Origin of the sequence: Sulfurirhabdus autotrophica, from assembly GCF_004346685.1 — a bacterium.
Lineage (GTDB): Bacteria > Pseudomonadota > Gammaproteobacteria > Burkholderiales > SMCO01 > Sulfurirhabdus > Sulfurirhabdus autotrophica.
This window is the reverse complement of the sequence record NZ_SMCO01000010.1, coordinates 49,756-70,441: the sequence shown is the minus strand read 5'-3', so window position 1 is coordinate 70,441 and position 20,686 is coordinate 49,756. Positions and strand designations below refer to the sequence as shown.

The following is a 20,686-nucleotide window of genomic DNA, read 5'->3' as shown; positions in this document are numbered from 1 at the left end:
TTAAGCTCCTTGATGCTTATTTATATAACTTTCAGGTTGCGTACTCAGGCGATATAACACTTCTGCCTCGTGGCCCGACTGACTAAATTGTTGCGCTTCTATGAAGGGTTGCTGCGCAATCGTCAGGCCAAAGCGATCAGCCAGTTTTTCAAACAGCCGTTGTGAAGCGCGATTGGATGGGCTGATGGTGGTGCTGATTGAGCGCACCTTTTTACATTCAGGACGCTTTAATAATTCTTCAATCATGCGCAATGCTAATTGTTGCCCACGAAACTCAGACGCCACAGCTACTTGCCAGATAAACAGTTCTTCTGGTTGGTTATTAATCAGATAGCCGGACACAAAGCCCGCAAGCGTATCAGCTTGCTCTGCCAGTACGCAGGTATTAGCAAAGTGACTGGATTGCAGAAAATAAAGGTATTCCGAATTTACGTCTAAAGGTGGCGATTGCTTCACCAAGGTATAAATCCGGCTTCCATCTTCCAAACGAGGAAGTCTAAGTGTAATGGTATCGGTCGACCGTTGTGTTTGTGTGTCCATAAAATTGAGTTACCTGATTATGTCTTCGTATGAAGAAAGTAATGAGGGCCCCAAACCACGAAAGAAACTGGTGAAAAAAAATAATGGCCTGCAGCACAGCAGAAAATTGATTCCGCGGGAAAAGCTACCCTTTGGAAGAACAAAGGCTTTTGCCTGAAATGATGATGTGTTTTGATCCAGAAAACCACGGATTAGCTTTAAAAAAGATAAAATGTGTTTTATTTAGAATAATGATAATAAATACCAGTTTTATTTGAAATAATCTGCAATTATAACAATATATTGCATTATAATCAAACGTGTCTAATTTACACGCCATACATAAACAAAGCCAATAAAACATTAAAATACAATATAAACAATATGTTGCATAAATATAACAAGCGAACATTCATTTTATGTTATTGGCGTAATTACAATTACAAAATATCATTAATATATTGAAAACAATCATAATTAATAAAATTATTATTGTTTTATTACAAATTACAAGTTTAGTATTTTACCATTCTAATATTTAAATATTATTTATTAACTCAACCCGGACTATTTGGAATAAATCAATTTTTATTAATATGTTAGTGAAAATGGCAATAAATACTTGCAACTACAATTATCTGTGCTATAAAAATTATAAAATGCATCAGACATAGCTTCCGCTGATAAGAGTAAAAACCACATCTTGGGTAACCTCCTATATTCAGCCAAATTAAATCAACTGGATCAGGAAATAACCCATGAATACACGCACTTACTTCACCTCAAACTTGTTTGTGTTTTCTTTAATAGCCAGCGCTAATGCTAGTGCTATTGGTGTACTGGCAACAAACGCATTGCCAACTGAAATACAGTCCTGCTTCACCAGTGGATCATGCACCGCAGCTTTCCAAACCGCCTCAGATACTTTTTTCCAGAATACTTATGATTCGACGAACATTTCTGCCTATCAGTACAAAGAAGGTACTATAGATAAATGGCTGGTTCGGTACAACGCGTTTGCACCATCACATTCTGCTGGCGATTCGTATGACAGTTTTACCAATACTTATAATAGCTACAACACCGCTTTAACTGGCAGCTTATGGCTTAGCGCAAACCAATCTTACGATCTAACCTCTTCAAGCCATTCGTTCAGCCTGTATTTTGATAAACTATCGCCATCCCTGACGTTTGCTGGGGGGTTTACCTCTGCACACTTCAATTTAAATTCAGCTGATTTGCTTTCAGGTGGCGGATATTCTCAAATCACCAATTATGGCAATACGATTCAAGGCTCCCTGATAAGCGGGCCAGGGCCGGATGGTCTATTCGGAATGAATTATTGGTCCTGTATAGAGTGTGACTCAACAGTACAATTTAACTTGGCCATGCTGAAATATGCCAGTACTGGCGGGTTAGCCCAGCTTTTCTTCAACCCCGCAGACCCGCAAGCTTTGGCATTCAAATTCAATGAGTACCACCCTGATTTTGGATCTGGTTCAAGCACATCAGAAGTGGCATTGTATGTACAACCTGTTCCTCTGCCTGCCAGCTTGTGGCTTCTTGCTTCAGGGTTAATAGGTTTGCGTGGTTTTATGAAAAGAAAAACTGCTTGATCTATAAATCCATTGCAACTACAAAAAATTGTGAAAGCCGCACCGTGTATTACACCCCTTCCGTTTGAATGAACCCCTTTTCAAATCACGAATAATTCTCACAGTTACTACATGAAATAAATTTAATTTTTTCGTGATATTTACGTGATTATTGTCTGGCACGCTACGTGAAAAATACGCAATGCTGCTTCCTGCTTCATTGAATTTTTTGCTGCGCAACCTGGCTATCCCCTATGGCTGCGCAATTTGCGCAAGCGCCTCAATTGCAAAAAATTAAATTTATACGTCCGGGAATAAATTTTTCGTGTCATACGTTTATAGTTTATTCACATGACATTTATTGACGATTTTGGGTGAAATCGGCTCACCGATTCAGCGTGCCGACAGCAGGTTGGTTACAAATGGCAGTTAAATTTCAACATGGAGGAAGTATGTTAAACGCATTGACTGATTCAAATCGTTATTTCTGGCGTGCATGCTTGGCAGCTGCAATTTTTTCCACAGCTTCTATGGTACATAGCGCCCCCTTAAGTAACGGTACGGTATTGACCATCAATCAGGGGAGCGTCGGATATCCTGAGGGAACTTGTTTCGGATCGTATGTCCGGTTCCTGAATGATGCAATCCTTTGCCACCCTATTGGACCTGGATTGGATGGTGGCTTGGTTATTGGGAAAAACCAAAAAAGCGGTGGACAAGAACAGGCACCAAGCGGGAGCAATTCCAAACCGGGAGAGATGGCCAGTGCATTCTATGTCCCTCAAGTGTATGAATCCCTGGCTACTGCGCCAATGATCGGAGCGCAAGGTGGCATTGCTACAACAGACGCGTCATTAAATCGGTTTGACGACGTCTCTTGTTCCGGCGCTGCATGCCTTGGAAAAGTGGAGATCAACACCATGCACTTGGCTGCTGATGGCAAAGTATACCCTGGTGGCTGTGCGGCCCAGGACTGCGCGAGCACAGGCGGATCTGGTGTGAAAACGTGGACCGTGGCTGCGGATCGTACTTATGTATTGGATATATTATATGGAACAGCTTCGCCAATACAGGTGCATCTTGTGGGGGCTATCGCCCCGGCAGGTAATACCTTGCCCGTGGCGTCATCCGTTACCGTGAAAACCACTCCGGGTGTCGCTGTCGATTGGAAACCAGTGGTTTCAGATGCTAATGGCGATCCGTTGACCTGCTCCCTGGTAAGCTTGCCTTATTATGGCACGCTCACGCTTGCCGCAGATTGCTCTGGAGGAACGTACACGCCCCCCAATCCACTTTTTACCGGATCAGAATGCGGGCAGTATCAGGCCTTTGATGGAAAAAACGTCAGCCTTTCCGCCAATATCTGCGTAACCATCTCGTCAACGGTAGCGAGTACGTGCGAAACGCTTCATCCTAAAACGCAAATTGTACTGAATGGTGATGGATTTGGAGCAGCCAACAAGACATTGCAAATCAGTTTTATTGGCAACATTATTCAGACTTCGAGTACCTCCGTAACTGCCTGTAAGTCAGCCCCGCTTTCTTACACCGCTATTAGTACCGTCGGAACCGCTACGTGTAAAGTGAACGGCATTGCTAAAACAGCCAGCGGACCATTAGTGCCCGGAGATGCACTGATATGCACCAACAAACCAACGGGCTCCGATACCGACAAATTCACTATATATGGAGGTTAAACGTTAAATAGCCGTTGAACATTGCAATATTTAGTCATTCGCTAAATTTTTGAGTGACAGTTGATTACCCTCATCCCACTTTTACCTTCCGCATTTTTTTCTGAAGGAATATGGGATGAGGGGGTTTCAATGTTTTACATACGTCTCATATAACCAAAAGAAATATTCATTTATTACTTACTGATTCATCAGGCAAAAATTTACCACACTATGTGCATCTTTGTAAGGAATCCCTTGTCACGTCGACCAAGCATTACTATAAATTCAAAAAAGGTATGGGTATGCTGTCGATTTTTAAATCATGGAAATGGGTCACAAAAGAACTTAACTGCATGGGAAACTATTTCCCACAACTTTTATTACGGCTATTTCTGGCATACGAATTCTTGGAGTCCGGCTTAATGAAATTTAATGGTACAAACTGGTTTTCTGAAATTCAGTCAGACTTCCCTTTTCCATTCAGCATCATCCCACCGGAAATCAGCTGGCAAATAGCTACATGGTTCGAACTCATCGGTCCAGTTGCACTGATATTAGGTTTAGGTACGCGCTTTTTCAGCGCCTCACTGATCATATTGACTATCGTTGCATGGGTAGCCGTTCATGCAGGCAATGGTTACAATTTTTCTAATAATGGTTATAAGCTGGCGTTAATTTATCTGATCATGTTTACTCCGTTGTTATTTAAAGGTGCAGGCAAATTGAGCATTGACCATCTGTTAAGCAAACGTTTCGCATCAAACGCCTGATACACTCCGAATATCGAGAAATAACCGGTGTTCGGTCATCCACCATTTGAAGCCGGGAATTGAATTGCCGCTTTAACCTGTATAAAGTAGACTCAATTCCCATTTATTTTTTTCCGGAAAATGAATAACAAATCGATAAAAGTAGATAATCCACTTTTAAGTCCTGAACGTTGGTTAACCGAATATGGTGATTATTTATTCCGTTATGCCATGCTTCAATTACGGGACGAGCATTTAGCGGAAGATGTGGTTCAAGAAACGCTGCTTGCCGCACTTGAATGCCATCAGAATTTTTCAGGCAACGCCTCGGAAAAAACCTGGCTGGTGGGAATTCTGAAGCATAAAGTCGTTGATCTTATCCGTAAAAAGGTACGCGAGCCTACCCAGGAAAATCTCGACGAACAAATGGATCATGCTCAAAACGATGCAATAGATGCCATGTTTGATGACCGCGGTCACTGGGTCACACCACCTCAGGACTGGGGAAATCCCGAAAAAATGATGGAACAAAAACGTTTTTGGGAAATTTTTACTGAGTGCATGAAGCGCTTACCCCCCCAACTCGCGCTGCTTTACTCACTTCGTGAAATTTCCGGGATGGCAACAGATGAAATTTGTAAGGATATGAATATTTCCCCGACTAACAGTTGGGTGATGCTGCACCGTGCACGCCTTGGGCTGAAACAGTGCTTTGAAATTAACTGGCTAGGTCAGGAATAAAGGGAGAGACAATAGTGTTAACTTGTAAAGATGCCAGTAAATTGTTGTCACAATCCTTTGATCGCAACCTGACGTTAACAGAAAAGATAAGCATGAAATTGCATTTATTGATCTGCAATGCTTGTTCAAAAGTGGATCAGCAGTTAGCGTTTCTGCACAAAGCTGGTAAAAAGCTTGCATCTGAACCTGAAGATATTCCCTCCTCACAACCCGGGCTTACGCCCGAAGCGCAGGAACGGATATTGGAAGAATTGCACCGCAAACAGGATGCGAAATCCGCATCAGAATGAATGCATGCACTGTTCCGGGAAACCGGTATTTTTTTAATTGAAAACTTGGAGATATACAAACATGGCTATCAATAAATCTGCACTGACTATTGCTTTAGGTACCGCTTTCGTAGCTACGCTAAGTGCTTCACCTGTTGTAAACGCAGCAGGAAATCCTTTTGCAATGCAGACCCTGGACAAAGGCTACATGGTTGCCGGCGCTGATGCCAAAGCCAAGGATGGCAAATGTGCAGGCGATAAGGCTGCAGCAACCAAAGCAAAAGATGGAAAGTGCGGCGATATGTCCGAGAACAGCAAAGACAATATGAAAGCCACTGACAAAAAAATGCCTGATGGCAAATGTGGTGAAGCCAAATGTGGTGCATCAAAAGCTAAAGCTGGCGATAAAGCAGCCCAGTAATACTGGCTCAATACCCTAATCATGAATCATAAAACCATTTATGGTGCGGGACTTGGTCTTCGGCGCGAGCTGATTGCTCCGCTGAAGAACCAGCCACCTTCCGTTATTGACTTCTATGAAATTGCGCCCGAAAACTGGCTGGATATGGGTGGTGCGCTAGGCAAGGATCTGCATTTTTTTACAGAACGCTATCCTGTAGTCTGCCATGGCCTTTCTTTATCTTTGGGCGGACCGTCACCTCTGGACGAAGTTTTTCTCAAACGCATTAAAGCGTTTCTAAAACAACATCAGATTCAACTCTATACCGAACATTTAAGTTATTGCAGTGATGATGGTCACCTGTACGATTTACTGCCTATTCCGTTTACTGAAGAAGCTGTCAAATACGTAGCAAAGCGAATCCGTCGTACTCAAGACATTCTTGAACAAAAGATTGCTGTAGAAAACGCCTCATTTTATGTTGCAGCACCAATTGCAGAAATGGACGAAATCACTTTTATTAAAGCGGTGCTGGAAGAGGCAGATTGCATGCTGCATCTGGATGTAAATAACATCTATGTCAACAGCGTCAATAACCAATATGATCCAATTGCATTTTTGCGCGCCTTGCCTGGCGACCGAATCGCTTATATCCATACTGCCGGGCATTATCAGGAATCAGAAGATTTGATCGTGGATACCCATGGCGCCGATATCATCGAGCCGGTATGGGATTTGCTGGAAGAAACCTATCGCACTTTCGGTGTTTTCCCTACCCTGCTGGAACGAGATTTCAATATTCCACCTCTGGCAGAACTGTTACCGGAAATTGAACGTATTGCCCACCTTCAACAACATTACCAAACAACACAACATGTCAGAAAAGCCTGACATCCCGTTATTTCAACAGTATCAGTACGCTTTTACCGGCCATATTCGCAACCCCCGGGAAAATAAGCGACCGCAGGGTGTGCCTGCGCGTCGCATGAAAGTCTACAACGAACTGCTATATAACAACCTGGAAGGTTTTCTGCTTGCCTGTTTTCCGGTGCTGCATAAAGTATCAGGTAAACGAAAATGGGCAAAACTGGTGCGTGACTTTTTTTCTACTCACCGTTGCCATTCTCCTTTTTTTCGCCAGATCCCTGATGAATTCATTCATTACCTGAAAAATGAGCGCGGCGAACAGCCAGAAGACCCGGCGTTTATGCGCGATTTGGCACATTACGAATGGGTAGAACTCATGCTTTCCATTTCCAACAAGGAAATAGAGCACAATCGCATCGACCCTGATGGCGATCTGTTAAATGCCAGGCCAGCCATCACACCTTTGTTATCACTGCAAAGTTATGCTTATCCCGTGCACAAAATCGGGCCGCGTTTCAAACCAACTACCGAACAGAAAGAAGACACCCACTTTGCTATCGTCCGTAACAAAAATGACGAAGTAAAGTTTATTCTGATTAATCCGATAAGTATGAGACTGCTCACACTTTTGCAATCCTCTTCCCTCACAGGAAAAGGTGCTTTACTGCAAATTGCGACTGAGCTACAACATCCCGATCCCGCTGTAGTATTGGCCGGTGGACTTGATATCCTGCATTCTCTTTATCAGTCGGAAGTTATTCTTGGCACGTGGAAAGGGTGTGATAACATGTAATTTGAAACAAAAATCCTAATTAGCGAGCACATCCAACACTCTATATTTTATTGCTCGGTGGTAAATGTCATCCCTATCTAAAAAGATTCTCGCTATTTACATGCTGGTACTCGCACTAGGCGTGACGCTATCAGTACTGATTTACATGAATGGGCACGCTGTATCTTCTGCCACGCAATCCCTGGTTGAAATCAACCTTCCCCGCCTTAATGACATCTCAAAACTGCATGTTGCCATTGCAGGGCAAAAACCGATTCTTTATGAATACTATGCAACAGCTGACAGAGCAATTTTTCTGAAAGCATTTTCTGCAAATCAAATTATTATTGAAGCTGGCTTGCGAACGATTCACAATATGGACGAAAGCCAATCTTATTTGACCCAAATTGAAAAACTGACTGATGAAATAAATGGCCAGGCAAATCAGCTGGATAAAACACTCACGACCGCTCCCATTGATTGGGACCACGCTCGTGAAATTCTGGAACGGGTAAGCATTTTAGAAAAAAGCATAGCCCCTATTATTGATAAATTAGTTTTTTTTAATCAAAAGCGCGTTACCAGCAGCGGACTATCCACCCAATCCAAAACCCAATTCATGATCAATCTGGTCATTGGGTTCAGTATTGTCATTTTTATCATCGCCATTCTGATCGGTTATTACGTCAACATTTATATTGCCGAAAGCGCAGAACGCCGGCGGCTGTCCATGTTCGTAGAAAGAAACCCCAACCCGGTATTACGTTTGTCATGGAATGGTCAAGTCACCTATTCCAACCCTGCCACAGCCATACTGCTTTCCAAACTCGGGCTGGATTTTGCAAAAGCGTTATTACCAGAAGACTTTGATTTACGTTTAGCTTCAATTAAAAAATCAGGCGCAGAAAGTCTGGGATTTGAATATGGCATTCAAAACAGAACACTGGATTGCATGATTCATATGCTGGAAGATCTGCATATTTGCCATATCTATATTACGGATGTCACTGACCGTAAAGAAGCTGAAAAACAACTAGTTTTCCAAGCCTACCATGACACAGTAACCAGCCTGCCCAATCGCCGCATGTTCAATGAAAGCATGCAAAATGCCATTAATCAGGCGAGTCCGGAAAGTCAATTTGCCGTAATCATGCTCCGGATAGACCGTATCAAACTGGTGTTGGAAAGTCAGGGTTATGAAGCCAGTGATAACCTGTTACGCGCTATGGCAAGCCGCCTTGAAAAGCTGCTACAGCAACATTCAGATTTTTCTACGGGCGTTGTTTTCTTCCGCTTTGAAGGCGCCACTTTCGGCGCTTTAATGCCAAACCTGTCAGATTCTCACCAGCTACAACTGCTAGTGGAACAGCTACAGATCAGCATGCGCGAGCCTTTACACGCAAATGGCCAGGACTTTTTCTTCACCCTGAGCATTGGTGCCAGTATATTCCCGCAGGATGGCAGCGAACCGGAAGGCCTGATGAGAAACGCGGAAGCCGCTGTGAATAACGCCCAGAAGCTAGGGGGCAATACTTTCCAAAGCTACACACAGGACATGAACGCAAAAGTAGCCCACTGGCTGGCTTTGGAAAATGGATTGCGCTACGCACTGGAACGCAACGAGCTTGAGTTGCACTATCAGCCGCAAGTCGTTATTGCCAATAACCAGATCAACGGTGTAGAAGCACTATTGCGCTGGCGACGGGACGGACAAAACTTTTCTTCCCCTGCCGAATTTATCCCTATAGCTGAAGAATCCGGCCTGATCATTCCTATTGGTGAATGGATACTGCGCACTGCCTGTTTGCAGGCAAAAGCCTGGCAAACCGCAGGCTTTAATCACATCACCATGGCAGTTAACATTTCGGCACGTCAGTTTCAGCACCCTGAATTTACCAAGCTTGTTGCTACCACTCTGCAACAAACCGGCCTGGAACCGCATTTTCTTGAATTGGAAATCACAGAAAGCGTTGCAATGCATGATGCAGAAAAAACCATTGCCACCTTGATTGAATTGCGCAATTTAGGCCTCCAGCTATCCATTGATGATTTTGGCACCGGTTATTCTTCGCTCAGTTATTTAAAACGGTTCCCCATCAGCAAACTCAAAGTAGACCAATCTTTTGTGCGCAATATGGTCAGCGATACAAACGATGCCGCTATTACAAAAACGGTGATCTTGCTTGGACAGAGCTTGAATCTGAAAGTGATAGCAGAAGGCGTGGAAACAGCTGAACAACTAGCGTTATTGAAGCAGTTTGACTGCGACGAAGTGCAGGGGTACTTTTTCAGCAAACCTGTTCCCGCTAGGGATCTGGAGAAACTTCTGTCTGTCAGGGAAATTTAAACAATTTATTTTCAGAGACTTGCAGGTTCTCCGCGTGAAGCTTACGGATTGCATTGGGCTCAGGCAATTTATCGCGACTTTTGCCCGCCAGGTGCGGGTTAGATTCACGCTCCGAAGTCTTGTTGGAAATATGTTTGTGATGGTAGTCGTGGCCAGGGGTGGCAAAACAGTCATTGTTTCTGTGCCAGTATGCATAATTCCATTACCTGTCAATAGAACAGTGACATACTTGGACCCGTATTTGAATGGCTGCAATCAACGGTCATAGGGCAGCCTGTTGCGGCATGTCAGCTTGCTCCCACTGTGTGCCTGACACGCGCCGATGGACAACACTTTCCTCGTCTATGCGGAACAGGTGCAGCCAACCATTCTCCACCAACTGGCTCACCAGTTCATGGCGAGCCATAATGTTTTCTATGGCCGCCTGAGGTGCCTCAATAAACACGCTCAACCGCAACGGTTCATGCACCCAACGCTCGCCGTTGTGCAGGGACTGCATCGGCAGACCGACGCGCAGGTCGCCGCCGTTGCCCTCCAACACGCCGATGGCACCGCCCGTCACGTTGTGCAGTACCTTGTTGCCGCTGCCGAAACGCTGGTTGTCGACCACCGATCCGTAGTACTGCATGTTGATCCAGTTGGCCACCACCATGGGAGCGGTCATGATCAACTCCAGAATCTTGAACTCACTGTCGTTCTGCCAGGCATACTCGTGCAGGAAGGCGCGGCCATCCAGATTCATGCTGACCGTGCGCTCCCTCGGCGCGGCGATGAAGGCGGCGTTGTTAGCCAGAGCCCATTCCGGCCGCACCTGGGACCAGTCGCGACTGCGCTGGCGCACATTGGTCTCTATCTCGTGGTTGGGCAGGCTGGCGATACCCAGCAACGCGGAACGCTGCATGCGGGTCAGGTCACTGGCCTGTTCCAGCCACTTATGCAGTTGTTCCAAGTCCGGGGCCAACTGCTTGGGCACCTCGTCGGTATCAAACAGACGTACTTCATCCGTAGTGGTGTCGTGAAGTCCGGCCAGGAACCATGTGTCCTCGGGGATGACGATACCCCGTTCACGCAGGTCGCGTCGCACTGCCGGCTGATTTAGCAGAGCGACCACCACACGGGCGCTGGCCTCGCCAGTCTGCCCGGCGCAAGCGCCGCAGTCCAGGCCGGAGGCGTGGGGATTGTTCACCGTGGTACTGCCGTGGCCGGCCAACAGCACCAGGCGCCCGAAGTTGTTGGTCATGGACATGGCACGCAGAATGCGCTCTGCATGCCCAACCCAATCGGACGCCGGAATGCCCGAATCCGCATGATGGGGACAGGACTGCGCCTTAGGTACCTCGGCCAGCGTCGGCCCTATCCGATCGATCACCTGCTGGTCGAGACCATAGGTGAAGGGATCGGGAACCGGCCGGCTCCAGCCGAAGCTGTCGGTCAGCAGCTTGGGTGCATACATCAACCCAACGGCCTCGACAAAGGAGAAACAGGAGGATGCCGACAGTTTGAAGCCTTTCCAAGCCTTGGACAAACCGATTCGTCGGCGCCGATTGTTCAGCTCATTGCTCGTCTGCTGATTACCATCCTTGACCTTTTCATAGATACGATAGGCCGGCTTGAAGATCACCGGCACATGGCTATGACCAACACTGGCGCCCAAGGGTACGTGCTCGATGAAGATGCCGAAGAAACCGGCGAAGCCAATGGTCTGCACCGATGGCGTCACGGTCTCCAGGGAACGGCGAAACACTTCGGAACGCACGTCAATGCAGAAGGCTGCCTGGACCGCTGGCCGGGCGGTGGGCTGGGTACGCAGCCCGTTCCGGGCTGCACTGTTCAGGCCGGCGATTACAGTGCGCTGAAAGCCAATTTCCATGGCGTTGAGCATAATGCGGTCTATCTCCGCCGCCACCTGACGCTTGGCGGAGGGAGGGCGCATGCTGGCGGCCAACATCTCGCGCCAGCCCGCCACCAGGCCTACCGATTCTTTTTCCTTGAACAACAGCACATCCCACATCAGACGGATGGCCAACAGGTCAACGATGGAATCGTCCCGCCCTCCGCTGAGTTCTGCCTGCCAGCGCAAGTAACGGGCCCAGGCCGCCCAGCCGCCGATACTCAGCAGCGAGGCATGCAGATAACGCTCCATTCCCGCATCAGGGATATCCAGTTGGGCAACGGCCCACGCGATAGCGGTGCGCGAATCGGCAGGCAGCCGGCTGACTTCCGAGCGAAAGTGGTGCAGGCCCATCATCGCCGGACTGAGGTCGATGGCGGCAGCCTTGCGCCAGGATGTATAGAGGGACTGGTCACGCCAGGGCATGGCTACGATAGCCTGACCCAGATCAAAATAGGCAGCGCAGTGAAGGCTTATGCGCTCGGTAACGAAACTTGACCAGAGTCCGCCTTCAACCTGCTCCAGCACCGCGCTGACCGGGGCCATGCCCAGCCTGGGGCGAGGCGCAGCGGCAGCCAGCGTCCACTCAACTATCGCCATATCCAGGCTGCTGCCGCAGCGGGCGATGGCCTGCTGCAGGTCATCTTTGGAAATGCGGCCGGTTGCCAGTTGCTCGTGGTAATAGTCACGCGGCATATAGAGGTTGGAGCCGGTGATGCGGGCCAGGGTGTCCGAGGCATCCTGGAAACTGTAATCGCTTAGCCCGACGAAGGGATTGACGGCAACGAAGTGCTTAAGCGGCCACAGTGGCGCAATCCGCCCGCAGGCTGCATCAATGCACCGGTTCAGCTCTGCAGCATTCAGCGCAGGCAATGTGCGCGATTGCGTTTGCATTACCTGCTCTGCCTTCCCGTGTGTTGTGTACTCTTTGCCGACCGCGCTTTCGATCCCGTTCAAGACGGCGCTATCATTCATGTTCATGATCAATCTCCGTGGGATTTTTCTGTAGCGAAGGGTGTATGCAGGCTATCCTGAACCGGTTTCGGACTAGGCCATACGCGCTGCAGCAACCGGGTGATGTACACATCGATGTACAGGCCGTTGTACAAGTGCATGTACAACCCTTCTCTCAAGGCAGTTGGAGCGTATTTGAGAGCCTGCTGCAACATCATCAGTGCCAGAAAAACACCGACGATGACAAGGGCTAATGCGCTCTGGAAAGGCCCAGCCGCATCCTGTATGGGCAGCACGCTACCCTTCAGGGCCATCTCAAATAGAGTATGCAAGGTGAAATAGGCGACGCAGACTACGGCGCTCAGCCCCAGGCCGCGCAGCAGTAATACGCCATTACCCATCGCGCTGGCCGATTGCAGCAGCAGCTGACTCATGGCTATTGCGACGATAGTCGCTGTGGCGATAAGGGCCGGTTGTGCATCGGGGGTGATGCCGAAGGCGGCCCCTACGCCTAGCGCCATGAGCCCCCCGGTAATCAGGGCCATGACTATCAGTCCGGGCTTGAAACCGCCGGGACTGCTGGTTATGGCGGGTGCCCGAAAGGCGTCCACACCACTGCCGGAGGCCAGGAAAGCGTGAGCCTTGTACAGAGAGTGGGCCACCAGGTGCAGCATGGCCAGGCTGTAGAGACCAAGACCGCACTCCAGCAGCATGAAACCCATCTGCGCGGTGGTGGACCAGGCTAGCGACACCTTGATGCTAGTCTGGGTGAGCATCACCAGAGAGGCCAGGGCCAGGGTGGTGAGGCCGATAACCGCCAAAGATCCCTGAGCGACTTCGGATTGCGACATGATGGGGCTCATGCGAATGATCAGAAAGGCACCGGCGTTGACGATGCCAGCATGCAACAGGGCGGACACGGGCGTGGGCGCCTCCACCACCTGAATCAGCCAGCCATGTAGTGGGAACTGGGCGGATTTGAGGACGGCGCTCAGCACGATCAATACCGATGCCCATTCCAGAGCAAGCGGTAATGGGCCATTCATCGCCGCCATGCTGTGGAGCACGTCCGCGTACTCAAGACTATGCAGGGTCGAACCGATCAGAAAAATGGCAGTGAGATGGCTCAGATCGCTGATCCGGTTGGCGATAAATTTCTTGTGCGCGGCCAACAAGGCAGCCGGACGCTCTCGATAGAACGTCAGGAGTTGATGCAGGCACAGACTGTTGGAGATCCAGGCCAACCAGAACATGAGCATATTACCCGATATGATCAGGGTCAGAATAGTACCCAGGGTCAGGCTAAGCCACTTGTGGAAGCGCCCCTGGTTGCGATCCCCATCCAGGTTGTTGCGCGAGTAGCGAGTCACCACGGCACCAACGAAGGACACCAGAACCAGCATGATTACGGTAACACTGTTGACGTAGGCGCTGATGGAAAAGGCACCAATGTCTCCCGGCAGGTCAATAGTGTAGAGGGTCCAGGTGCGGGTGCCGTCGAAGCTGTGTACTGCTGCCGCCAGCAAGGCGCTGAAGCAGGCGATCCAGGAAATGGTGCCGTTCAGGCGCGCCATAAACCTTGGGCGTTGGTTGGCCCAGCCAGTCGGTATCAATCCCGCCAACAGCAAGATCAACGGGGCAAAAATAACCAGAATAGGCGTAAGGAGGCTAGATATTGATTGCATGACAACCTCCGTTTAGGGTTAGAAAAAAGAGGGAATAGCATCCTTCTCTGCCGTCCCAGGGCAGTAGGAGGCAGGTGCATGGTCGCCCAGACGAAACGGATTTCGGCGTAGGATGATGGCTCATGATTCGACTCCTGGGTTAACAAAGGGATTTGGCGGGAGCAGTAAGGACGTGCCGCCATTGGGAAATAGTCTAGAGAATTACTATGGATAACGATAATGAATTATTACTATGGTTATGATAGACTTTTGGCTATATATAAATGTAATCAGGAGCCGGCTATGATGCATGTCACCCTGCGTCAGTTACAGACTTTCGAGGCGGTGGCGCGGTTAAAAAGCTTTTCCCGTGCCGCGGAGGAAATGCATGTCACTCAGCCCACCGTCTCGAAGCAGATCAGGCTGCTACATGAACAGGTTGGCTTGCTCTTATTGGATCAGCTTGGAAAGAAAATCTTCCTGACCGAGGCCGGCCAAGAGCTCTACCTGACTTGCTCCAACTGGCTGGATACATGGAACCGGTTTGAGCAGACCATCTCCAATATTAAGGGCCTAAAGCAAGGTCGCCTAAAGATCGCAGCAGTGACGACTACCAAGTACTTCATGCCCCGCGTGCTGGGCCCTTTCTGCGCTCAATACCCGGGAATAGACATCGCGATGGAAGTAGTCAACCGCGATCGACTTCTGGAGCGATTGGCTCGCAATCAGGATGATCTCTATATTATGGGGCTTCCACCCGATGATCTTGATGTTGAAAGCGAAGCGTTCATGGAGAATCCGCTTGTGGTAATAGCCCCGGTCTCGCACCCCTTGGCCCAACGCAAACGCATACCGTTTGCAGAGCTGGCTAACGAAACCTTTCTAATGCGGGAGCAGGGCTCAGGTACGCGAATAGCTATGGAAAAACTGTTTCAGAAACGCAAGACTCCCATAAAGATCAAAATGGAGTTAGGGAGCAATGAGGCCATAAAACAGGCTGTGGCTGGCGGTCTTGGGCTTGCGATGCTATCCAGAAGCACGCTCAACCCTGATCCCCGCCAGGAAGAGCTGGCTGTTCTGGATGCGCAGGGCTTCCCCATCATGCGGGCTTGGCATGTTGTCCGCCCCAAGGGGAAGGATCTCTCTGTCGTAGCCACTACTTTTCTGGATTTTCTGCGCGCCCATATAAAGCTGTTAACACCACGGCTGCAAATTTCAGCGCCAGAATATGTGCAATCACCAGAAAATAAATAATACGGGGGTGACGATGGACTGGTGCAGCGTGTCGAATAGTAGTGCACTTATTCAACGCGAAATAAGCGCAGGTAACCTTGCCGAGGAAATTGCCGGTTTTGGCAGTCCAAATGAATAACCTGGGCTCGGCGTTGTGACAGGAATTGAATTTATTGAGGAAATGGGTTGAAAAGCAGACAGCTATTCCGGGACTACCTCTGCAACAGAAACGGGTCGATATTGTGTAAAAACACACCTATAAAGCGGCATTTTACTGGATTAGCTTTGGCATGAGCTAACTTCCCCGTTTTCTGATTGACGTTGAAAACACGCTTGAATCTATCTGAAAGCGGTTTGTCATGGCCAATAATCCTGGATAATCAGAAGGCAATTTTTTCTTTATCTACAAAAAATGGATCCCATATTAAAAGTGATGACGTACCCCAATCACCGCTGTTAAATCTGCTGTTAATTGCACACCGTTTACATACTGATAAACAGGTTTCTGAATGAATCCATAAACCTGTGAATGTGGACCTAGTGCATAGCTCAAACCCGGACTTACAAAAACATATGTCCCTCCAGACAAATCCGGTTCAGCATTGGTGCCTGCATCTCGATTCTTATGCAGCGCATTCAATTGAAGCAATACTCCCCATTTTTCCGACAACGGGTAATTCAGCCCCAAATCAATGGCAATGCGATCGCCCGGTGTAAAATTGTCGTAAGTTGTTATGGCATGTTGCCACACGGCTTGCACAAACCAACCACCTGAAGTATTCGGCAGGGCCTGATGCACAAATGCGCCAAGCAATGCGTCTGTGCTACCCGTTCCTGGTTGAAGCGCACGCTCCGCCTTTGCGCCTTCAGAATTGACAATATCTGTGGATCCCGTTGGGAGTTTTACCCCGAATTTGAAGCCATACCGGAAATTCTGGAAAGCCTCTACAGAAGGTTGATAACGCCCCGTTACCAAAACATCACCCAATTTTGAAAAATTCCAGGATTCTGTCTCCTGCGTATCATTTAACACATGGGTATGATCGCGACTGACAATGGGTGCGCTTAACGCGAAACTCCAGTTTGCATCAAGCATATAATCCAGCGTAGTGACCAGATTCCGATTAGTAGTTTGCTTCTCTAGTGCTTCACCAGCGCCTTTCAGCGTTTTTGAAGCGCCTTCGCGCAATTGATCTTGCTTGATATATTCATAACGCAAATCAACAGCTATCCCCGGCGGCTGTATTCCCTGTTCCCACTGCGTATTAATGGCACAGGCGGCAGACCCGCAACTGGCATGGGCAAGTGTATGCACCAGCACAAACATCCCACATACAACAAAGCTGCTGCCTTGAACTTTCATATTACCCCTACCCATTGAATATTTTTTTGGCTTCATTGCATCATATCGATGTCATTCCAATTCAAGAATGTGACATGATGTCGCACCTTAACTATCCTTCCGGAAACAGGATAAAATAGGGATGACTGAAACACGGGACGACCCTTTATGATCTTGATTAATCGGCAAGTGCCAGCAGCCATTAACCTGCATCGTCTGTTCGTTCTGCGGAACATTGAGATTGCCGGGCAGGTTTTGGCAATCCTGGTAGCGCACTTTTTTTTGGCAATTTCATTACCATTAACTGCCATGTCCATTATCATCGGCGGTCTGGCGCTGATCAATTTACTCACCTGGCAACGTCTGAAGCGTCCTTGGTCAACCACTGATCTGGAACTGTTTGGGCAATTAACGATTGACGTAATAGTGCTGGCCTTGCTGGTTTACCTCAGCGGTGGCTCTACCAATCCTTTCATATCTTTGTTTCTGCTTCCGCTAACCCTCGCGGCTGCAACGCTGCCACTAAGTTATACCGCTGCAATGGCAACAATTACCATAAGCTGCTACTCGCTGCTGATGTTTTACTACGTCCCTTTCGGACATCCTTTCCCGGACCCTTCCCTACCGGGCAACATCATCTCTCGGGCACCTTCAGCTGCGCACATGCATCACACCGGGGGGGAAACATTCAGCCTCCACGTGCTGGGCATGTGGTTCAACTATGCGATCAGCGCAGTGCTGGTATCATTTTTTGTTGTCAAAATGGCTGCCACATTGCGGGAACGTGACCAACTACTGGCAAACGCCCGTGAAGAAACTCTGCGCAATGAACGCATTGTAGCCATGGGTACGCTGGCTGCGGGGGCTGCGCACGAACTGGGCACCCCGCTTTCTACCATGGCGGTAGTTACCAACGAATTACAACGCGAATATAAAAACGACCCGGAATTATCGGAAAATCTGCAAATATTGCGCGATCAGGTTGCCAACTGCAAGCAAATACTCTCTAATTTGCTCGCATCATCCGGACAAGTCAGAGCAGAAGGCGGCAACAGCTTGCCAGTAAATACCTACCTTTCCGAGTTAGTGGATAAGTGGCAAATTTTGCGCCCCAAAACGGAAATTGCTATCAATTGGGGCGGTACGCAACCCACTCCCGACATCATTGCGGACCAGACACTAAGCCAGGCGATCATGAATTTGCTCAATAATGCCGCAGACGCTTCCCCTGAAAGTCTTGAAATTCTGGGAAAATGGGACAATCAAACCCTGTTCGTTGAAATTCTGGATCGCGGCCCCGGTTTATCACCCGAAACGATGGCTCAGGCCGGCAAACCCTTTTTCACGACAAAAGCGCCCGGGCAAGGGATAGGTATCGGCCTGTTTCTTGCCAATGCCACGATTGAACGACTTGGCGGCACCGTGGAATTATTCAACCGCGAAGGGGGTGGAGCCTGCATCCGACTGACACTCCCTTTAGCAAAACTGGCTACGCACCTAATATGATGGAAAATAGCGCAACACCCTCCGAAGAAGAACTCCCCAGCTTGCTGCTGGTTGACGACGATGTGACTTTTTGCAAAGTTTTGGCCAACGCATTAAAAAAACGAGGGTTTACTATCAGTGTTGCCCATGAGGTTGGCACAGCACTGTTGCTCGCCCAAGCCAATCCGCCAGAATATGTCGTAATCGACCTGAAGATGCCCGGCCCTTCTGGCCTGATACTGGTAGAAAAACTCAAGGAACTGGATGAACAAACCCGTATTGTCGTACTCACCGGCTACGCCAGCATAACCACTGCGGTAGAAGCCATCAAGCTTGGCGCCACCCACTATCTGGCAAAGCCGGCTGATGCCGATGAGATTGTGGCTGCACTGCATAAAGAAAGTGGCGACGCCCAGATCGCCATTAACCCATCCCCTTTGTCTGTGGACAGGCTTGAATGGGAGCACATCCAGAAAATACTGGCAGAAAATCAAGGCAATATTTCCGCCACAGCCCGTGCCCTCAACATGCATCGCCGTACCCTGCAAAGAAAACTGACTAAAAAACCCGTCAAGGTATAGAAAAATTTTCGTTAACAACTACTTCAGTCACAGCCTAGCTAGCTTTCCAATAAAACACCGGCTACTTTAGGGTACACTTCAAGACGGCTAAAGAATTATGGCGCAAATCTAGAATGCGCTATTTTTCACACCCCAAATCTGCATATCACGCCGCATTTGCTAAAATAGCGCAGATTCCCAAAAAATTGGAGTAGCAACATGAATGCCCTGTGGATACTTGTTCTTCTGATTGTCCTTTCCGGATTTTTTGCCCTTGCCGAAATGGCGCTCGCATCCTCTCGACGCGGCAAGCTTATCAAAATGGCTAATGAAGGACACAAAGGCGCATCCGCTGCCATCACCATTAAAGAACATCCCAGCCGCCTGCTGGCAGCAACCCAGACAGGCATAACGGCTGCTGCCTTATTGATGGGTATTTATGGCGAGTCAGCCCTTTCTGCATCCGTTGATTCATTCATTCCCTCTGGCTTCGCCTTCCTCACAGAATGGCGCGGCACCATTTCATTCACCATTACCATTATCATCGTCACTGCTGTTTCCATTATTTTGGGAGAGATTGTCCCCAAGCGTATCGCAATCGCCCACCCGGAGCGGGTGGCTGCAATGTGCGCCCCGTTCATGGCGATTTTCATCAGGATGTTATCGCCGGCTATCCATTTCCTTTCCTGGACCGCAGACCGAATTCTGGCAATTCTGCCGATTAAATCAGCCCCTGCAGTCACCAGCGTGGAAGATATTCTTGCCTTTGTGGACGAGGGGTTCAAAGTAGGTGCCATCGCTTCGGAAGAAAGCCACTTGCTGGGAAATGTACTTCGACTGGAAGACCGCCGGCTTGCTGCCATTATGACCCCCACCGCTGATGTAACTTATCTGGATCTGCTTGCTCCCCGCGAACGCAATCTCAGACTGCTGCGCGAAGCCCCTCATTCACAATTACCGGTTTGCAAAGGCGACCTGCAACAAGTTATCGGCATCGCCGAGAGTCACGACATCCTGCAGGCGGCCATGGAAGGCAACGTGGATTTTGCCGAGCTTCCCCTGGCCACGCCACTTTTTGTACCCGGAACGCTAACCCTGATCGATCTCCTGCGCACGCTGCGTCAGCAAAAGGTCACATTCGCCCTGGTAGTCACTGAATTTGGTGTCACCGAAGGTATTGTCACTCTGGATGACGTGATGATGTCACTGGTAGGTGAAATGATGCCTCTTGGCGTCACTTCTGAAGAAGCCCTCGCCGTACGTCGCCCGGATGGCTCATGGTTGCTGGATGGTTTGCTGGCTATCGACGAAATGAAGGACAAACTGGAGATTCGCTCCCTTCCCCATGAAGATCTTGGCAATTTTCACACTGTCGGCGGATTCGTTCTTGCTTCTCTTGGCCGCATCCCTCGTAAATCCGAGCAGTTTTCTTGTGGTGAATGGGACTTTGAAGTGGTTGATGTAGATAGAAACAGGGTGGATCAGATACTTGCTATTCGGCACACCGAACCGGGTGTCGGGAATAATTAAGTACATTCTGATAACGTATAGTCACTAAAACACTTCAGAATCCATCAAGAATAACGTTTTTTTGCAGGCAAATTTGTTTGCAAATAGTGGAT

The 20,686-nt window shown here is 48.5% G+C and carries 17 protein-coding genes; 13 read left to right on the top strand and 4 right to left on the bottom strand.

The window, feature by feature from the left end; genetic code table 11:
• Positions 1-540: a diaminobutyrate acetyltransferase gene (gene ectA / locus EDC63_RS10870; protein ID WP_124945336.1), complete on the bottom strand. Its 540-nt coding sequence runs from the start codon at positions 538-540 to the stop codon at positions 1-3.
• Between the two features lie 737 nt (positions 541-1,277).
• Here ectA and EDC63_RS10865 point away from each other — a divergent pair.
• The 9 genes from EDC63_RS10865 to EDC63_RS10825 all read left to right on the top strand — a co-directional run bounded on the left by EDC63_RS10865 (position 1,278) and on the right by EDC63_RS10825 (position 9,935).
• Entirely contained in the window at positions 1,278-2,135 is an 858-nt protein-coding gene (locus EDC63_RS10865) for a VPLPA-CTERM sorting domain-containing protein (RefSeq protein WP_124945335.1), read from the top strand.
• A gap of 431 nt (positions 2,136-2,566) precedes the next feature.
• On the top strand, positions 2,567-3,811 hold the full coding sequence (locus tag EDC63_RS10860; RefSeq protein ID WP_124945334.1) for an Ig-like domain-containing protein: 1,245 nt from the start codon (positions 2,567-2,569) through the stop codon (positions 3,809-3,811).
• 332 nt (positions 3,812-4,143) lie between these two features.
• Positions 4,144-4,560 carry an HvfX family Cu-binding RiPP maturation protein gene (locus EDC63_RS10855; RefSeq protein ID WP_189836479.1) on the top strand — a complete coding sequence of 139 codons (417 nt, stop codon included), beginning with the start codon at positions 4,144-4,146 and terminating at the stop codon, positions 4,558-4,560.
• A gap of 120 nt (positions 4,561-4,680) precedes the next feature.
• The gene (locus EDC63_RS10850; protein ID WP_124945333.1) at positions 4,681-5,280 is read left to right on the top strand and encodes a sigma-70 family RNA polymerase sigma factor; all 600 of its coding nucleotides are present in this window, start codon (positions 4,681-4,683) and stop codon (positions 5,278-5,280) included.
• 14 nt (positions 5,281-5,294) lie between these two features.
• The gene (locus EDC63_RS18670; protein WP_124945332.1) at positions 5,295-5,570 is read left to right on the top strand and encodes a zf-HC2 domain-containing protein; all 276 of its coding nucleotides are present in this window, start codon (positions 5,295-5,297) and stop codon (positions 5,568-5,570) included.
• Positions 5,571-5,631: 61 nt separating this feature from the next.
• Positions 5,632-5,970 (top strand): HvfA family oxazolone/thioamide-modified RiPP metallophore, encoded by a 339-nt coding sequence (locus EDC63_RS10840; protein ID WP_124945331.1) that lies wholly within the window; start codon positions 5,632-5,634, stop codon positions 5,968-5,970.
• 21 nt (positions 5,971-5,991) lie between these two features.
• Positions 5,992-6,840, top strand: a complete 849-nt coding sequence (locus EDC63_RS10835) for an HvfB family MNIO-type RiPP peptide maturase (protein WP_124945330.1) — start codon at positions 5,992-5,994, stop codon at positions 6,838-6,840.
• Positions 6,824-7,609: an HvfC family RiPP maturation protein gene (locus EDC63_RS10830; RefSeq protein ID WP_124945329.1), complete on the top strand. Its 786-nt coding sequence runs from the start codon at positions 6,824-6,826 to the stop codon at positions 7,607-7,609. Before EDC63_RS10835 ends, EDC63_RS10830 begins: the two co-directional genes overlap by 17 nt.
• 64 nt (positions 7,610-7,673) lie before the next feature.
• Positions 7,674-9,935: a putative bifunctional diguanylate cyclase/phosphodiesterase gene (locus EDC63_RS10825; RefSeq protein WP_124945328.1), complete on the top strand. Its 2,262-nt coding sequence runs from the start codon at positions 7,674-7,676 to the stop codon at positions 9,933-9,935.
• A 262-nt stretch (positions 9,936-10,197) separates the two neighbouring features.
• Here the strand turns inward: EDC63_RS10825 and EDC63_RS10820 are convergent, their stop codons facing one another.
• Both EDC63_RS10820 and EDC63_RS10815 read right to left on the bottom strand, forming a co-directional pair.
• Positions 10,198-12,807 carry a YbcC family protein gene (locus tag EDC63_RS10820; RefSeq protein ID WP_124945327.1) on the bottom strand — a complete coding sequence of 870 codons (2,610 nt, stop codon included), beginning with the start codon at positions 12,805-12,807 and terminating at the stop codon, positions 10,198-10,200.
• 2 nt (positions 12,808-12,809) lie between these two features.
• Positions 12,810-14,465, bottom strand: coding sequence for an NADH-quinone oxidoreductase subunit L (locus EDC63_RS10815; protein WP_124945326.1), 1,656 nt, complete (start codon positions 14,463-14,465; stop codon positions 12,810-12,812).
• 282 nt (positions 14,466-14,747) lie between these two features.
• Here EDC63_RS10815 and EDC63_RS10810 point away from each other — a divergent pair, with 282 nt between their 5' ends.
• Positions 14,748-15,698, top strand: a complete 951-nt coding sequence (locus EDC63_RS10810; RefSeq protein ID WP_124945325.1) for a LysR family transcriptional regulator — start codon at positions 14,748-14,750, stop codon at positions 15,696-15,698.
• A gap of 403 nt (positions 15,699-16,101) precedes the next feature.
• Here the strand turns inward: EDC63_RS10810 and EDC63_RS10805 are convergent, their stop codons facing one another.
• Positions 16,102-17,040 carry a transporter family protein gene (locus tag EDC63_RS10805; protein WP_124945324.1) on the bottom strand — a complete coding sequence of 313 codons (939 nt, stop codon included), beginning with the start codon at positions 17,038-17,040 and terminating at the stop codon, positions 16,102-16,104.
• Between the two features lie 147 nt (positions 17,041-17,187).
• On the opposite strand from EDC63_RS10805, the gene EDC63_RS10800 reads away from it, so the two are divergent.
• The 3 genes from EDC63_RS10800 (at position 17,188) to EDC63_RS10790 (ending at position 20,594) form a co-directional block, all read left to right on the top strand.
• Complete coding sequence (locus EDC63_RS10800) at positions 17,188-18,525, top strand: ATP-binding protein (protein ID WP_124945323.1); 1,338 nt, start codon at positions 17,188-17,190, stop codon at positions 18,523-18,525.
• Positions 18,522-19,085 carry a response regulator transcription factor gene (locus EDC63_RS10795; RefSeq protein ID WP_124945322.1) on the top strand — a complete coding sequence of 188 codons (564 nt, stop codon included), beginning with the start codon at positions 18,522-18,524 and terminating at the stop codon, positions 19,083-19,085. The genes EDC63_RS10800 and EDC63_RS10795 overlap by 4 nt, the downstream gene beginning before the upstream one ends.
• Before the next feature lie 198 nt (positions 19,086-19,283).
• On the top strand, positions 19,284-20,594 hold the full coding sequence (locus EDC63_RS10790) for a hemolysin family protein (protein WP_124945321.1): 1,311 nt from the start codon (positions 19,284-19,286) through the stop codon (positions 20,592-20,594).
• Positions 20,595-20,686 lie beyond the last annotated feature (92 nt).

What these genes read in the sequence shown, in the direction of transcription:
- ectA (WP_124945336.1), bottom strand. Translation starts at nt 540, where the DNA reads ATGGACACACAAACACAACGGTCGACCGATACCATTACACTTAGACTT.
- EDC63_RS10865 (WP_124945335.1), top strand. Translation starts at nt 1,278, where the DNA reads ATGAATACACGCACTTACTTCACCTCAAACTTGTTTGTGTTTTCTTTA.
- EDC63_RS10860 (WP_124945334.1), top strand. Translation starts at nt 2,567, where the DNA reads ATGTTAAACGCATTGACTGATTCAAATCGTTATTTCTGGCGTGCATGC.
- EDC63_RS10855 (WP_189836479.1), top strand. Translation starts at nt 4,144, where the DNA reads ATGGGAAACTATTTCCCACAACTTTTATTACGGCTATTTCTGGCATAC.
- EDC63_RS10850 (WP_124945333.1), top strand. Translation starts at nt 4,681, where the DNA reads ATGAATAACAAATCGATAAAAGTAGATAATCCACTTTTAAGTCCTGAA.
- EDC63_RS10840 (WP_124945331.1), top strand. Translation starts at nt 5,632, where the DNA reads ATGGCTATCAATAAATCTGCACTGACTATTGCTTTAGGTACCGCTTTC.
- EDC63_RS10835 (WP_124945330.1), top strand. Translation starts at nt 5,992, where the DNA reads ATGAATCATAAAACCATTTATGGTGCGGGACTTGGTCTTCGGCGCGAG.
- EDC63_RS10830 (WP_124945329.1), top strand. Translation starts at nt 6,824, where the DNA reads ATGTCAGAAAAGCCTGACATCCCGTTATTTCAACAGTATCAGTACGCT.
- EDC63_RS10825 (WP_124945328.1), top strand. Translation starts at nt 7,674, where the DNA reads ATGTCATCCCTATCTAAAAAGATTCTCGCTATTTACATGCTGGTACTC.
- EDC63_RS10820 (WP_124945327.1), bottom strand. Translation starts at nt 12,807, where the DNA reads ATGAACATGAATGATAGCGCCGTCTTGAACGGGATCGAAAGCGCGGTC.
- EDC63_RS10815 (WP_124945326.1), bottom strand. Translation starts at nt 14,465, where the DNA reads ATGCAATCAATATCTAGCCTCCTTACGCCTATTCTGGTTATTTTTGCC.
- EDC63_RS10810 (WP_124945325.1), top strand. Translation starts at nt 14,748, where the DNA reads ATGATGCATGTCACCCTGCGTCAGTTACAGACTTTCGAGGCGGTGGCG.
- EDC63_RS10805 (WP_124945324.1), bottom strand. Translation starts at nt 17,040, where the DNA reads ATGAAAGTTCAAGGCAGCAGCTTTGTTGTATGTGGGATGTTTGTGCTG.
- EDC63_RS10800 (WP_124945323.1), top strand. Translation starts at nt 17,188, where the DNA reads ATGATCTTGATTAATCGGCAAGTGCCAGCAGCCATTAACCTGCATCGT.
- EDC63_RS10795 (WP_124945322.1), top strand. Translation starts at nt 18,522, where the DNA reads ATGATGGAAAATAGCGCAACACCCTCCGAAGAAGAACTCCCCAGCTTG.
- EDC63_RS10790 (WP_124945321.1), top strand. Translation starts at nt 19,284, where the DNA reads ATGAATGCCCTGTGGATACTTGTTCTTCTGATTGTCCTTTCCGGATTT.